The organism is Marispirochaeta aestuarii (assembly GCF_002087085.1).
In the GTDB taxonomy this organism is placed as follows: Bacteria; Spirochaetota; Spirochaetia; order JC444; family Marispirochaetaceae; genus Marispirochaeta; species Marispirochaeta aestuarii.
The window spans coordinates 124495-138918 of record NZ_MWQY01000006.1 but is presented as its reverse complement, the minus strand read 5'-3'; the positions used below and the strand labels follow the sequence as shown (position 1 = coordinate 138918).

At 55.3% G+C, this 14424-nt stretch carries 11 protein-coding genes; 3 read left to right on the top strand and 8 right to left on the bottom strand.

Going from position 1 to position 14424, the window contains the following annotated elements; all coding sequences use genetic code 11:
* Positions 1-81 precede the first annotated feature (81 nt).
* On the top strand, positions 82-873 hold the full coding sequence (locus tag B4O97_RS06820; RefSeq protein ID WP_083049455.1) for a DeoR/GlpR family DNA-binding transcription regulator: 792 nt from the start codon (positions 82-84) through the stop codon (positions 871-873).
* 31 nt (positions 874-904) lie between these two features.
* Here the strand turns inward: B4O97_RS06820 and B4O97_RS06815 are convergent, their stop codons facing one another.
* From B4O97_RS06815 to B4O97_RS06805, 3 genes are all read right to left on the bottom strand, one after another.
* Entirely contained in the window at positions 905-2035 is a 1131-nt protein-coding gene (locus B4O97_RS06815) for a serine hydrolase domain-containing protein (RefSeq protein ID WP_083049453.1), read from the bottom strand.
* Positions 2032-3345: a branched-chain amino acid transport system II carrier protein gene (locus B4O97_RS06810; protein ID WP_083049452.1), complete on the bottom strand. Its 1314-nt coding sequence runs from the start codon at positions 3343-3345 to the stop codon at positions 2032-2034. The genes B4O97_RS06815 and B4O97_RS06810 overlap by 4 nt, the downstream gene beginning before the upstream one ends.
* 86 nt (positions 3346-3431) lie before the next feature.
* Positions 3432-3659 (bottom strand): hypothetical protein, encoded by a 228-nt coding sequence (locus tag B4O97_RS06805; RefSeq protein ID WP_083049450.1) that lies wholly within the window; start codon positions 3657-3659, stop codon positions 3432-3434.
* Positions 3660-3788: 129 nt separating this feature from the next.
* Here B4O97_RS06805 and B4O97_RS06800 point away from each other — a divergent pair, with 129 nt between their 5' ends.
* Positions 3789-4157: an ArsR/SmtB family transcription factor gene (locus B4O97_RS06800; RefSeq protein ID WP_083049449.1), complete on the top strand. Its 369-nt coding sequence runs from the start codon at positions 3789-3791 to the stop codon at positions 4155-4157.
* Positions 4154-6244, top strand: coding sequence for a heavy metal translocating P-type ATPase (locus B4O97_RS06795; protein ID WP_083049447.1), 2091 nt, complete (start codon positions 4154-4156; stop codon positions 6242-6244). Before B4O97_RS06800 ends, B4O97_RS06795 begins: the two co-directional genes overlap by 4 nt.
* Position 6245: 1 nt before the next feature.
* Here the strand turns inward: B4O97_RS06795 and typA are convergent, their stop codons facing one another.
* The 5 genes from typA to B4O97_RS06770 all read right to left on the bottom strand — a co-directional run bounded on the left by typA (position 6246) and on the right by B4O97_RS06770 (position 14277).
* Positions 6246-8078, bottom strand: a complete 1833-nt coding sequence (typA, locus tag B4O97_RS06790; protein WP_083049445.1) for a translational GTPase TypA — start codon at positions 8076-8078, stop codon at positions 6246-6248.
* Positions 8079-8165: 87 nt separating this feature from the next.
* Entirely contained in the window at positions 8166-9464 is a 1299-nt protein-coding gene (locus B4O97_RS06785; RefSeq protein WP_083049444.1) for a TolC family protein, read from the bottom strand.
* Positions 9465-9476: 12 nt separating this feature from the next.
* Positions 9477-12560: an efflux RND transporter permease subunit gene (locus B4O97_RS06780; protein WP_083049442.1), complete on the bottom strand. Its 3084-nt coding sequence runs from the start codon at positions 12558-12560 to the stop codon at positions 9477-9479.
* Between the two features lie 20 nt (positions 12561-12580).
* Positions 12581-13645 carry an efflux RND transporter periplasmic adaptor subunit gene (locus B4O97_RS06775; protein ID WP_083049441.1) on the bottom strand — a complete coding sequence of 355 codons (1065 nt, stop codon included), beginning with the start codon at positions 13643-13645 and terminating at the stop codon, positions 12581-12583.
* Between the two features lie 17 nt (positions 13646-13662).
* The gene (locus B4O97_RS06770) at positions 13663-14277 is read right to left on the bottom strand and encodes a TetR family transcriptional regulator (protein ID WP_083049439.1); all 615 of its coding nucleotides are present in this window, start codon (positions 14275-14277) and stop codon (positions 13663-13665) included.
* Between the last annotated feature and the right edge of the window lie 147 nt (positions 14278-14424).

Sequence of the window (14424 nt, the reverse complement as noted above, 5' to 3'; positions counted from 1 at the left end):
TCTCCCGCGTCATAATCCAGTGAACCGTGGTTTATCCCTTATATTGATGACATAACTGCAGACGGTTTATACTTCTTCATCATGAACGATGATTCCAGACTTCTGCAGCCGGACAGGTTTTTGAAAATTCAGGAGTTTCTGTCCACCCGGCATACGGTAAAGGTAGCGGAGCTCAGCCGCGTGCTCAATGTTTCGGAGAACACGATCCGGCGGGACCTTGTTGCCCTGGAGGAAGCGGGGATCTGTTTTCGTACCAAGGGCGGTGCCGGACTTCTGCAGTCCAGCGTCTCCGGGGCTACTTTTTCCCGTCGTCTGAGTCAGAACCGGGGAGTCAAGAGCGCTCTGGCACGAGCCTCTATCGCACTGGTACAGAGCGGGGATACCGTGATTATCGGTTCGGGTACTACCGCCTATGAAATCGCCGTTAAACTCTGCGAAATGGAACATATCACCGTTATTACCTCGTCCCTGGAAGCCGCGCAGATACTGACGGGGCTTCCGGAACTGACGCTGATTCTCTCCGGAGGGATTGTGCACGGCCCCTCGCGCTCAATGACAGGTTCGCCTGCCGAAAATTTCTTCGATACCGTTAACGCGGATATTCTGTTCCTTTCGGTCAAGGGAGTCTCCATCGAGAAAGGCCTTACTGACCATACAATCGTGGAGGCATCGGTTAAGCAGCGGATGATCGACTGCGCGAAGCGGGTTGTGCTTATCTCCGACAGCGGCAAGCTGGGGCAGACGGCATTGGGTCATGTATGTGATCTTTCCGCTGTGGATACCCTGATTACCGATGACGCTGCCGATCCGGCCTTCCTCGATCTTCTGCGAAAGCGGGGTATCGGGATTATCCAGGTCTCATCAAAGGAGTAGCAGCCGGTCTTCAGGAATCCGGATTTCTTCTCTATACGAGATTCTCCAACACCATGTTGCATAATCCCATCACATCGATATCCCGGAAGAACGTGTTCCATCCCTCGTCGCCTTCAAGAGAGCGTTCCGGCTGGCCGTAATTGGTCAGGTACACGATGACCAAGTCATAAGCCGGATCGATGAGAAGAAAGGTACCGGCTCCGCCCATCTTGCCGATTGCCGAGTCAGATACAAGATCTCCGAAGAATGAGAAGGGTGAGCGGGCATACTCCCAGAACCAGGTTTTTGGTCCCCCCACAATATACTGCAGGTAGGATGAAGGTTCCTGGAAGAGCCCGGCGTTGCTTACCCCCCTGGTCATTCGCTCCAGGCTTGGGTCTGAAAAAAAACGATGTGTGTTATGGATGCCTTTTTCCAGGAGCATTTGGGAGAAGACAAACATGTCATGGGCGTTTGAAAAGAGTCCGTCCGAGCCGAGGACCTCGCCGAGGGCGTGTTCCAGGTCCTGGCAGATTTCTCCCCTCAAGCTTCGGCCCCGGTCCGAGACTCCGGTGGCGGCACAGGATTCCCTGTTTTTCGGGGTAAAGGTCGTGTTCTTCATTCCCAGGGGAGTAAAAAACCATTCGGAGGCAGCGGCTGCCAGGGACTTTCCCATGAGTTTTTCCAGGGCCTTTCCGAGAATCCTGCAGGAGACATCGCTGTAGAGGATCTTTGTGCCCGGCGGATGAACCAGGTCCTGGCTGTAGTGAAGCTTCCAGGATTTCTCCAGGTCCCCTTTAAGAGCTGCTTCCTCGCAACCCGCGGGGTCATCCATGGGAATCCCTCCGGAGAAGTTCAACAGGTCCCGGATTCTCACCTTTTTTTTCTGGGCCGTTGTCCCGAATTCCGGGAGATAGCGGACCAGGCAGTCGTCCAGTCGCAGCTCTCCCTCTTCCATCAGTTTGAAGACGATGGGCAAAGTGACCATGACCTTGGTAATGGATTCGATGTTGAAGAGGGTATTTTCGGTAACCGCGTCCTTTGGATCCCGTGAGCCCTTCAGCATTGAGCCCATATTCAGATCGGCAAGGATTCTGCCTTTATGGCCGACCAGGAGCTGTGCTCCGGGAAACAGCCCTTCCTCAATCTTCCGATGCAGAAATTCCTGCAGGCGTTCTTTCATGCGTTTTTTCCGGAACCGGTACGGGAAGCGCGAATTTTCAGGCTGAACCCGGTTAAAAACATAATGACAAGAACAGGCAGCACCCATCCCAGTCCGTGATTTCCCAGGGGCATTGCGGCAGACAGGCGGCTTATAGCATTGTCCGTAAGACCGTAGAAAGAGAGCATATCCCCCAGTCCGAAGAGGAGGGCAAGGCCTACTCCGGCACTTACGGCATATTTTAGCCGGTCGAAATTATACAAGAGACCGCTGAGGATAATGACTATGATCGAGGGATACATCAGAACCAGCCAGGGGACCGTATAATTGACGATTCTGCTCAATCCCACCAGCCCCAGTACAAATCCGGCGATGGTGGCACCGATTACTATAGGTCGATATTTCAGCTTTCCGCCGCTCATCTCGGAGAACATATCCCCCGCCATGGAGATTATTGCAGCGGCGGTGGTTAAACAGCTCAGGGCCATTATCAGTGCAAAGCTGAAAAGACCCAGGTTTCCCAGAAGTCCATTGGCGATTTCGGTTGAAAGAACCCCTATGGCAGCCTCGGGGAAAGCTGCGCCGGAGGATGCTCCCAGGTAGACCAGCACCGTGGATGTTATTCCCAGGAGGATCGCGGTCAGTATCCCGATGACGTTGAGGTTTATGTCCTTGTCCTCTCTTGTCGTGATGTTTCGTATATTCAACTCGTGGAGTACCCAGCCGCCGAAGAGCAGTGCTGCAATCGCATTCATGGTGTTATAGGCGTTCAACATGCCCTCCTTGAGGGGGGCAGAAGCGGATCCCCGGGGAGCCTGCAGGGGTGTGAAGATTCCTTTCACTGCCAGAATAACGACGAACAAAATCAACAGCGGTGCCAGGACTTTTCCGATTTTGTCGATTACCTTTGCCCTGGTAGCCGCAATATAGAGGCTGAGGAGGAAAAAAACCGCCAGGGTGGCCCACAGGGGAACCTTCGGCAAAAGCGGGGCTATGGCCATCTCATGGGTTGCACTGGAAACCCGGGGAAGAATAAAGAAGACGGTAATGAGTATGGGAATGGCGGTATAGATCTTTCCGCCAATGTTTCCAAGAATATTGGTGGCAATACCTGTCAGGGACTTATTCTGATGGGCGCAGGCCAGGTAGGCCAGCCATACCCCGACGCTGTTGATGAGCATATACCCCAGGGCAGCGACGAACCAGTTGGTCCCCATGTTTCTTCCCAGGATCGGAGGAAAAATCAGGTCCCCCACACCGAAGTGGGACGAGAACATTGCCGCCGAGATTATGGCTATAACGCCAAAAGGAAGGAGGGATCTTTTGTGCATGCTTGTCTCCTTTATTGTAATTGAGAATCATTATATACATACTTAACGGAGACTATCAACGAGAATTTCAAGTATATGGGGTGGGCCTAAAAAATTCCCTTATCCCTGGCTTCCTTCAGCTTTTCATCAACGGTGCCGTCGGGAAGAACGTAATCGGGGGAGACGTAGCCTTCTGTTTCGAATCGTCGCTTCCGGACACAGTTTTTTCCTCCGTTGAGGCAGTAATTATCAATCCATGCTTTAGCCAGAAGCCCCTTGTCCCAGGCTCGTTTCATCCCCGAAGTCTGATCATACCAGCGGCATACATTACTCATGTTACTCCTCCCTGTTCGTTCTTTTATTGTGTTGATATTGAGAACTTTAATCAATAAATGAAATACTTGACATTGAAGCGTATACATATTATCAATTAAGTAAGTGCTTAATCGTAGGTGGCCATAAGAATGAAGGAACAGAAACAGACAAACAATGACTTGTGTACAGAATACGGTATCTCCGTTAAAGCCGAGGCGGAAAGCCTGAGGGACTCCCTGCTGGATGTCGCAGGTCTGTCGGAGCTGTTCAAGGCCCTGGCGGATGAGACCCGCACACGGATTCTCTATCTGCTGTCCCAGCGGGAACTCTGCGTCTGCGACCTGGCCCTGATCATGGATATGAGTCTTCCGGCGGTGAGCCACCATCTGCGGCTGCTGAAGGTGATGCGTCTGGTCTCATATCGCAGGGAAGGCAAACAGGTCTATTACCGGCTGAATGACGATCACGTGACGGACCTGATTCAGATCGCCAGGGAACATTATCTGGAGGAAGCATGAGCAAACAGTATCGTGTCGACGGTGTGGATTGTGCCATGTGTGCGAATACCATAGAAGAGGAGATGCGGAGGACCGAGGGGCTGGAAACGGCAGTTTTCAATTTTGCCAACGGAACCCTCTCGATCGATCCCTCTCGTTATATAAAGGCCCGGGAAGTATTGAACCGGGTGGAACCTGGAGCTTCCCTGCGTGATGAAGAGGACGGAGGCGGGGAATCAGTCCCGCAGGGAGCCGGCTTTACCGTCTTCCGTATCGGCCTGGCAGCCCTTCTGTTTGCCGCAGGCCTGGTTTTCTCGGATACCCTGTACAGCATGCTTGGCGGCTGGGGTCTCCATGTCCTGCTGGTCCCGGCCTTTCTGCTTGCCGGCAGCCATGTGCTCTATGGGGCCCTTCGCAACATCCTGAAGGGACGTGTTTTCGACGAGCTCTTTTTGATGTCCATTGCCAGTCTGGGGGCAATTGCCATTGGTGAAATCCATGAAGCGGTGGGGGTTATGCTCTTCTATTCCATCGGTGAGGCCCTTCAGGATCGGGCTGTCGCAGGATCCCGACGGTCGATCCGCGAAATGATGAAGCTGCGTCCCGACTCCGCCAGGCTTGTGCAGGGCGACGGGACAGTGATCGTCGATCCTGTGAAGGTGGAGGTCGGGTCGGTCATCGAGGTCCGACCGGGAGAAACCATCCCTCTGGACGGGACCGTTCTCGATGGAGCATCCTTCGTCGATACCGCCGCTCTGACCGGGGAATCGGTGCAGCGTCGGGTCGATTCCGGCAGCGAGGTCTCCGCGGGCTTCGTCAACGACGATGGTCGTCTGCGGATACGGACGACCCGGCCCTTCGGGGAGAGTTCCGCCGCCAGGATCCTCAGCCTGGTGGAAGAGGCTTCTGGCAGGAAATCGCCCACGGAGAAATTTATAACCCGCTTTGCCCGGGTCTATACCCCCATGGTGGTGGCCATTGCTCTGGCATCCGCTCTGGTTCCGCCCCTGCTGACTGGCGGTCCTTTCAGCCCCTGGATCTACCGGGCCCTGGTGGTTCTGGTCATATCCTGTCCCTGTGCCCTGGTCGTCTCCATCCCCCTGGGCTACTTCGCGGGGATCGGCGCCGCTTCGCGGCACAGGATTCTGGTAAAAGGGGCGGAGGTTCTGGATGCACTCAAGGATCTCGGCACCCTGGTCTTCGACAAGACCGGGACCCTCACCCGGGGAGAGTTCAGGCTGCAGAAAATACATGTCGCCCCGGGCTTCACCCGGGAGGAGCTTCTGGATTACGCTGCCGCCGCGGAATCTCACTCGAATCATCCCATTGCCCGTTCCATCAGGGAAGCCCGGGGAGATCTCCCCGCCTCCTGGCAAACAGGCGGATACCGTGAAGAGAAGGGCTATGGTATAAGCGCAGAAGTCGATGGTCAGCAGATTCTGGCAGGCTCGCCACGACTGCTTGCCAGGGAGGGTGTGGAAATACCTTCCGGCTTTGGAGACTCAGCGGTCCATGTGGCTGTGGGCGGTGTATATGCCGGATCCTTTGAACTGGGGGACAGCATAAAGGATGAGGCTCCCGGGACTGTTCAGAGACTGCGTCGGCAGGGGATACGCCGGATCATGATGCTCACCGGAGACGATGAGAGCCGGGCTGCAGGGATCGCCGCCGGGACCGGGCTTGACGATTACAGGGCGGGGCTTCTGCCTGAGGAGAAGGTGGAGAACCTGGAGAGGATCATGGCGGACAGTACCGGCAGATCCACCGCCTTCGTGGGAGACGGTATCAACGACGCCCCGGTTATCATGCGGGCGGATGTGGGGATTGCCATGGGGGGCCTGGGCTCCGATGCCGCGGTTGAGGCAGCTGATCTGGTTATCATGGACGACAGGCTGAGCCGCATCCCCGAAGCCCTTGAAATTGCCGGAAGGACCCGCCGCATAGTATGGCAGAACATACTGTTTGCAGCGGGCTTCAAGGCGGTTTTCCTGCTTTTCGGGGTACTGGGAAGCCTCTCAATGGGACTGGCGGTTGTCGCCGATGTCGGGGTTGCCCTGCTGGCGGTACTGAACTCCACCAGAGTCCTGCGGTATCGGGCAGGAAACTGACTCAGCCCGCCCGTTTTTCCGCGATCTTTCTGTTGGAAGCGGCGAGGATACGCTTTCTGAGGCGGATCGATTTGGGGGTTACCTCCACCATCTCATCCTCCCGGATGAACTGAATAGCCCGTTCCAGGGTCATGGGCAGGACGGGAGAGAGGATAACATTATCGTCCTTGCCGGCTGCCCGCATATTGGAGAGTTTCTTCTCTTTGCAGGGGTTCACATTCAGGTCGTTTTCCCGATTGTGCTCTCCCACGATCATGCCCTCGTAGACCTTGTCGCCGGGAACTACAAACATGGAGCCTCGGGGTTCCAGGTTGAAGAGGGCGTAGGCTACGGCCTCGCCTCTGCGGTCGGAGACCAGGGAACCGGTAAAGCGCTGGGGAAAATCTCCCCGGTACTCTTCGTAGCCGGTAAGATAGGAGTTCATGATGCCCGTCCCCTTGGTATCGGTGAGGAACTCATCCCGGTAGCCGATAAGGGCCCGGGAAGGTACGCTGAACTCAAGGCGGACCCGGCCGCTTTCGTGATTTACATAACTCACCATGCGTCCCTTGCGTTTGGAAAGCTTCTCGGTGACGATGCCCGAGAAGAGTTCCTCGCAGTCCACCGCCAGGTGTTCTATGGGTTCGGTCCGCTTTCCCTTTTCTTCCCGGTAGATTACCTCCGGACGGCCGACGCAGAGTTCGAAACCTTCCCTGCGCATGGTCTCTATCAGGATAGCCAGCTGAAACTCTCCCCGCCCCTTTACAATAAAGCCGTCGCCGTCGGCGGCATTCTCGACCTGCAGAGATACGTTCTTGAGGGTCTCCTTTTCGAGGCGCTCCTTGAGTTTGCTGGACTGGACGAATTTACCCTCCATTCCGGAAAAAGGTGAGGTATTGGCAGCAAAACGCATGGCCACCGTAGGCTCGTCCACGGTTATCCGGGGCAGGGCTTTGGGGTTCTCCTTTGTACAGATGGTATCCCCGATATGCACCTCATCCACCCCGGCAAGAACAACGATGTCTCCCGCCCGGGCCTCCGGAGCTTCCACCAGGGCCGGGCCCGCATAGACCTGGAGTTTGCTTACATTCACCGGCATTCTGCGGTCCTTCTCTCCAAGACAGACAAGGCTCTCCCGGGATCGGGCGCTGCCGTTGACCACCTTGCCGATAATCAGGCGTCCCAGAAAGTCGGAGTAGGAGAGGTCGGAGACCAGCATCTGGAAAGGGGCTGCAGACTCGTAGGCCGGGGCGGGGATTTCGCTGAGGATGGCTTCAAAGAGTACCGACAGGTCGGAGGACTCCTCCTCGAGGCTATTTTTTGCTATACCCGCACGGCCGTCGGCAAAGAGCAGGGGATAATCAAGCTGCTCCTCCGTGGCGTCAAGATCGATAAGCAGGTCCGACACCTGGTCAGCCACCTGCAGCGGCCGTGCGTCGGAGCGGTCGATCTTGTTGATGACAACGATGATCTTGAGGCCCGCCTGCAGCGCCTTGGAGAGCACAAACCGGGTCTGGGGCAGGGGACCCTCGGAGGCGTCCACCAGCAGGATCGCCCCGTCCACCATGGAGAGGGCCCGTTCGACCTCGCCGCCGAAATCGGCGTGCCCCGGGGTATCCAGGATATTGATCTTTATGCCCTTCCAGCTGACCGAGCAGTTTTTGGCGGCGATGGTGATTCCCCGCTCCCGCTCGAGTTCCATGGAATCCATGAGCCGTTCTTCCGTCTCTTTTCCATCTCGGAAGGTCCCGCTCTGCTTGAACAGGGAGTCCACCAGGGTTGTTTTACCATGGTCTACGTGGGCTATTATGGCAATGTTACGTAAATTTTCGTTTCTCGCGTCGCGATGGGGCATATGTACTGGTATCCTTGAATACTAAGGTAGGTTGGGCCGAAAAAGAGGGCCGACGCGGAAAAGAATATCCGAAACGGCCCCCGCTGTCTATAGCAGTTCCGCTCCTACGCCGACAGCGGACTGCCAGTCGAAGTAGGCGTTCAGGTAATCGAAAATAGCCGAATAGTACTGGAGCTGGGCCCCTTCCAGGCTCAGGCGGGCATCCTTCAATTCAAGCTGGGTAGCGAGACCGCTTTCCAGGGAGGTGCTGGTTATCTCGTAGGCCTGTTCGGCGGTACTCAGGGTCTGCCGGGCGGACTCGATGCGGTCGGAGGCTTCCTTCAGGCTCAGGCGGATGGATTCAATCTGGGTGCGGACGTCGTCCTGTTTTTTGGCGATGCTGGTATGGGTCTGCTCCAGCTCGAGCCTGGCCTGATCCAGCTGGGCAAAGCGGCTTCCTCCGTAAAAGATTGGAATATTCACCGTCAGCCCCGCGCTTAAGGAATCCGTGGGATCCGATAAGTCGAACTCGTTGTTCGCCGCCTGCCAGCCGTAGGTAATATTGGCGGAAAGGCTGGGATAGAACTCGGCCCTTTTGGCTGCCACGTTGATCTCCTGAAGCTGACGCTGGTTCAGCAGGGCTTCGTAATCCGGACGGGAGCTCAGAATCTCCTGGAGCGGCAGTTTCGGCGGAAGCTCCGGGTACTCCATAAGGGAGCCGGAAAGCTGTATCGTCTCTTCCGGGGCTATACCCGCCATGTTCTTAAGGTTGTTCAGGGCGACATCCAGATTTTTCGCCGCCTGGGTGGTCTCGGGGATGGTAACCTTCCAGTTGACCTCCGCCCGCAGAACGTCCATCTTCGAGGCTATTCCGTTTTCGAACTTCGCCCGGGTTTCCTGGAAGGTATCGTAGGCATTCGCCTGGGAGGACTCCCGTACCTCCAGCACCTTCTGCAGCAGAAGGGACTGGTAAAAGAGTTTCTTGGCAGCCGTCATTATGGCCTGACGGGTAGCTTCGTAGGCGGAGCCTGTGAGCTTGAGGTATTCCCTGCTTGCCTCCACACCGCGGAAGGCCTTCATGTCGAAGATAGCTTGCTCGACGGATACCCCGAAGCTGAACTCGTTGTCCGTATTCATGGGAATCTCCCCAAGGGGGCCCATGTCCTGGGTTATCTCGATAAAGTTGCGGGTATAGCCTGCCTGGCCGCCGATCATGGGGTATATCGCGGATTTTGCCAGGCGTTCCTGGGCCTCGGCGAGGAGCCGGTCGGTTTCCGCCGCCGTAAGGTCGAGGCTGTTCTTTTCCACCAGGGAGAGAAAGTCCGCCAGATCTATGCTCTGCTCCTGGGCAGGCAGGCCCAGGGCGAGAAAACTGAAAGCAGTAAGAATCAGGATAAAACGCTTCATCTTCTATCTCCTTTATGTACTTTTGGCGCGTCGTACTTTACGCGACTCGATGGAATTTTCCAGTGCCGGTATCACGAACAGCGACAGGAAGGTAGCGGCGAAGAGTCCACCGATGCTGACGATACCCATGGGCTGACGCATCTCGGCTCCCGAAGCCCCGATTCCCAGTGCCATGGGCAGCATGCCCAGCATGGTGGCCAGGTTGGACATGATTATGGGTTTTAGCTTGGTGGGAGCGGCTTCGAGTATGGCGTCGTGAACATTCATTCCCCCGGCCCTGAGCTGATTGGCGTAATCCAGGATCAGGATGGCGTTGTTTACCACCATTCCAACCAGCATTACGATGGCCAGCATGGAGACCATGTTCATGGTTTTGTCAGTGAGCAGAAAAGCCAGTACCACACCCATCAGGGAGAGAGGAATAGTGGAGAGGATCAGGACCGGCTGACCGAACTTCTCCAGGATTGCCGCCAGCAGCATGTAGGTTAGCACCACTGCCAGAATAAAGACAAAGAGCATGTCCATGATGGTCTCCTGCAGCATCTCGGCGTTTCCAGCCCAGCGCATGCTGACTCCCTCTTCCATATCCATATTGGCAACGGTACTGTCGATGCTGCCGGTAATCTCTCCCAGTACGTATCCCGGGGCAAGATCGCCGGTAAACTCTACCGAGGTTGTCTTGTTCACTCTCAGGATCTGGTTGATACCCTTGCCTGTCTGTACTTCGGCAAAGTGAGATATGGGGTATATGCCGGCCTTCGTGGGAAGGAGAATGTTTTCTATCTCTTCAATGCCCGAAACATCCTCGTCGTTCAGGGTGACCCGCACATCGTACTCCTGTCCCCGTTCCTTGAAGGTGGTCATAACCATACCTTCCACGGCTGCCCGCATGGTCATGGCAAGCTGCTGAACCGAAAGCCCCGCTTCGCTCAGCTTCATCCTGTCAGGTCTCAGGACAATCTCAGGGGTGCCGGGTTTCGTGGATGTGGATACGTTTATGAGTCCGGGGATCTGCCGTAAACGGGATACAAGCTCCTGGCGGTATATTTCCACCTGGGCCAGATTCTCCCCCTGCAGATAGAAGGAGACCTGGGATCCTCTTCCTCCTCCCATTCCATTTACCGGGGTCACCCGTATTCTGGCGTTGGGTATGTCCGCCAGGTGGCCGCTGAACTCCGCCGCGAGTTCCACCGTCGAAGCGTCGCGCTCATCCTTGTCCGCAAGGGCGACACTCATGACCGCCAGGTTTGTTCCCCGGTCGATCTGGGAAAGGGACCCGATGGTCGTGGTAACGGTTTTGACCTCAGGAAATTCGGCAATCCGCGATTCCACCGCTTCCAGCGTCCTGGCGCTTCGGCTCAGGTTGCTGCCCTCGGGGAGCTCTACCTTTATTTCGATCTGTCCCTGGTCCATGAAGGGGGCGAATTCAAAGGGAACCCTGCTGAAGAGGAGCATGGTGACGACAAAAGCGACGAGGGTTCCGCCTATGAGGAGTGTAGAGCGGGTTTTGCTTTTCAAAAGGAGCGACAGAAGCCTTTTATAGCCCGATTCCAGTCCGCTGAACCAGGCCTCAAGACGCTGGCCGATGGGGTGTTTCTTGGTGTCATGCTCCGGGAGCAGGATCGAGGCCAGCATCGGGGTCAGGGTAAAGGAGATCAGCATGGAAAAGAGGGTGGCAATGACAACGGTAACAGCGAACTCTTTAAGAAAGAGTCCCGCCATGCCGCTCATGTTCGCCATGGGTAGAAAAACCGCGACGTTGGTCATGGTGGATGCCACGACAGCTACCACGACTTCTGAGGTCCCCCTGGCGGCGGCGGTCCGCTTATCATGACCCATCTCTTTATGCCGGAAGATGTTTTCTAGAACTACAACCGAGTTCATGACCAGTACACCGACGGCGGTGGAAAGTCCCATCAGGGACATAAGGTTGAGGGACATGCCCATTACGCTCATTATCAGAAAGGTCGGAATTATCGACATGGGCATGGCCAGGGCGACAATAACAGTCGAGCGAAGATCGTGCAGGAAGAAGAGGATGACCAGGGCGGTCAGTCCGATACCCATTAAAATATTGGAAAGGGTATCGTCCACCGTCCCCTGAATAAAGTCCGACTCGTCCCGGATTACCTCCAGGTTTACCCCGGCTGGAAGCTGGGAAACAAGGTCGGGAAGCGCCTCCCGGACGCCCTCTGCAACCTCAACCGCGTTGCCGTCGGGGCTCTTGATTATGCTGATACGAACGGTGTTTTCGTCCCGCTCCTTCAGCCTGTTATCGAAAAAGACTGTGCGTTCCCGGACTGTGGCGCCGGTGTCCCGGACCTCGGCTATATTGCTGAGCTTTGAGGTTCCTGCGGAGGTGGGGATATCCAGGTTAGAGAGCTCCGCCAGGGTTTCGAACTCCCCTTCCATGCGGACGGAGAAGTCCCGGCCTTCGGTCTGGAAGTTTCCTCCCGGCAGGTTGAAATTGGCCGCCGCCAGGATCTGCCCCACCTGGGTCAGGGAGATATTCTTCTCGTAGACTACCCGGTTGTCAAACTCAACCCGGATTTCCCGTTCTTTACCGCCGCTTAAACTCACGGATCCGACTCCCTCGATACGGGAGAGGCGTTCCTTGACGACATTGTCGGCAAGCTCGTTGAGTTCAGTGGCTTCAATGTTGCCGCCCATGATTACCTCAACGATGGGGAAGGCGGTTATGTCGACCTTTTCCACAATCGGGGCGTCCGCTTCATCGGGCAGATCGTTGATAATGGAGTCGACCTTGTCCTTGATCTCCCGGGTAGCCGTGTCGGGATCTTTGCCAAGTTCGAACTCGATAATCATGATGGATGCCGAATCCAGACTGTAGGAGGTGATGTTCTTTATGCGGCTGACTGTCCCGACCTCGTCTTCAATCTTCCGGGTTATCTGGGCCTCAATCTGCTCGGGACTTGCTCCGGTGTAGATCGTCTGGACGGTAACATAGGGAATATCCATCTCCGGCATCAGGTTCAGGGCCAGACCTAAAAAGCTGATCACACCGAAGAGTAAAAGAGCGGCCAGGAACATGGTTATCATGACCGGCCGTTTAATCGATAAATCAGAGAGTATCATACAATGGGGCTCCTTTCGCCTTATTGCCTGGCTACGCTTTCGTTGGCGGCGATTATCCGGATCTTGCTTCCGTCGGAGACCAGGTTGACTCCTTCGGTAATCAGGGTATCCCCCGGGGTCAGTCCGCTGAGGACCTCGAACTTGAGTCCCTCCTGCTGACCGGTTGTGATTTCCCGTCGTTTACTGACACCGTTTTCCGCGAGGAAAACATAGCGACCGTCGACGCTCTCTACAAACTCTCCCATGTCTACGATAAGGCTGTTGTCGTTGGAGTAGACCTCAATACCGATATCCGCGGTTATGCCGCTGGGCACAGTAAGATCAGGGTTCTCGAACTCCAGTTTTACTGCAAAGGCCTTGCGTTCCTGGTCCATGGCCATATCGACCTGGATGACCCGTCCGGGAAGAGTATGTTCCCGCCAGGCGGCGATTGCTTCCTGCCCCACCGAGATCCTGCCGATTTCCCGGTCGGTGACCCAGACAGTGCTCTTGAGCTTTGTGTGGTTGGAAATCGTGAAGAGGGGGTCGCCGGGGCTCACATTGTCTGACTCCAATACGTTGAGCCGGGTCAGGTACCCGGAGATCGGGGCCCGGACGTCCTTCATTTTCCGTACCGTGTCCCAGTTGGCCTTGGCTATCTCGTACTGGGTGCGGGCGTTGTCGTAATCCTGCCGGGAGATTCCCTGCTCGGCGGTGTAGAGTCTGCTGATCCGTTCGAAGGAGGTTTTCGCGTTCTCAAAATTGATCCTGACCTGCTCATAATTCAGCGAAGCATTGTCCGCCGGAAAGCTCAGGACAACCTGGTTTTTTTCCACGTAATCTCCAACCGAAACCAAAACTTCCTCGATTACGTCTCCGATCAGGGCTGATGCTGTGGACTCCACCGATCCGGTAAGGGACGATGTGTAGCCCAGTCTGGACGTAAAGGTTTCCGGCTTTAATTCCCGAACCCGTACGGGAATCCCTTCCTGGGCATGGATTTCGTCTATGCTCCGGGTTGTCTCTTCAGCTTCCCGGGAACACCCGGTAAGCGCTGCTGCCAAAAGTGCTGCAATAGCCAGCACTCGTAAATGCTTAGTATTCATCTGTTTTCTCCTGATGTTTAGTTATCTGAAATTTCACCGATGCCGGAAAAACCCCTGACTATGAAAGCCACGGCGGCATCTATATCTTCATCGCTTAATAACTCCTGACGTATGTACTGGCGGATCAGGAGGCCCCCAATCAGTGATTCCATTATCATGAAGAGCTGTAGAGGAGTACAACTTTTGGTTACAGGACTGTCATTAACGGCCTCACAGAAGAGCCGGATATCCTGCTCTTCTGTTTTAATTATATCATTCGCCATGGAATCATTTCCTGCATAGAGCACACTTATTTTGATACTCAGGTCCTGGAGGCGCCTGAAGGCGGCGTCCTTCCGGTATTTCTTAAAAAGCTGTCGTACTGTCTTGTTGAGGCTTTCTGTAAGGGAAGCTGAATCATTGCGCACAGCATCCACCAGGCTCTGATAGAAATTCTGGAGTCGTCCGTGGATCTCCCGCAGGAGGGCCTCCTTGTTCTCGAAGTGCCAGTAGATGGCCCCCCGCGTAACGCCGGCTGCCCTGGCTATATCGCTCATGGAGGTTTCATGAATCCCCTTTTTGGCCAGCAGTTCTATCCCCGCCTGAAAGATGGATTCCTTGGTCTGTTCTGCTTCTTTCTTGGTCCGTCTCATGATACATACAACCTGTCTGTATGTGTAATAATGTTTGTGGGGATGGTCAAGCTATTTCGTGTTAAACTTTTGTTTAAGTTGAGCTGGATTTGACCCGGGAGGAGCCTGAGGTGGGTTCTTCGCACCCCGCGACAGAATCAGAAAACC

What these genes read in the sequence shown, in the direction of transcription:
- B4O97_RS06820 (WP_083049455.1), top strand. Translation starts at nt 82, where the DNA reads ATGAACGATGATTCCAGACTTCTGCAGCCGGACAGGTTTTTGAAAATT.
- B4O97_RS06815 (WP_083049453.1), bottom strand. Translation starts at nt 2,035, where the DNA reads ATGAAAGAACGCCTGCAGGAATTTCTGCATCGGAAGATTGAGGAAGGG.
- B4O97_RS06810 (WP_083049452.1), bottom strand. Translation starts at nt 3,345, where the DNA reads ATGCACAAAAGATCCCTCCTTCCTTTTGGCGTTATAGCCATAATCTCG.
- B4O97_RS06805 (WP_083049450.1), bottom strand. Translation starts at nt 3,659, where the DNA reads ATGAGTAATGTATGCCGCTGGTATGATCAGACTTCGGGGATGAAACGA.
- B4O97_RS06800 (WP_083049449.1), top strand. Translation starts at nt 3,789, where the DNA reads ATGAAGGAACAGAAACAGACAAACAATGACTTGTGTACAGAATACGGT.
- B4O97_RS06795 (WP_083049447.1), top strand. Translation starts at nt 4,154, where the DNA reads ATGAGCAAACAGTATCGTGTCGACGGTGTGGATTGTGCCATGTGTGCG.
- typA (WP_083049445.1), bottom strand. Translation starts at nt 8,078, where the DNA reads ATGCCCCATCGCGACGCGAGAAACGAAAATTTACGTAACATTGCCATA.
- B4O97_RS06785 (WP_083049444.1), bottom strand. Translation starts at nt 9,464, where the DNA reads ATGAAGCGTTTTATCCTGATTCTTACTGCTTTCAGTTTTCTCGCCCTG.
- B4O97_RS06780 (WP_083049442.1), bottom strand. Translation starts at nt 12,560, where the DNA reads ATGATACTCTCTGATTTATCGATTAAACGGCCGGTCATGATAACCATG.
- B4O97_RS06775 (WP_083049441.1), bottom strand. Translation starts at nt 13,645, where the DNA reads ATGAATACTAAGCATTTACGAGTGCTGGCTATTGCAGCACTTTTGGCA.
- B4O97_RS06770 (WP_083049439.1), bottom strand. Translation starts at nt 14,277, where the DNA reads ATGAGACGGACCAAGAAAGAAGCAGAACAGACCAAGGAATCCATCTTT.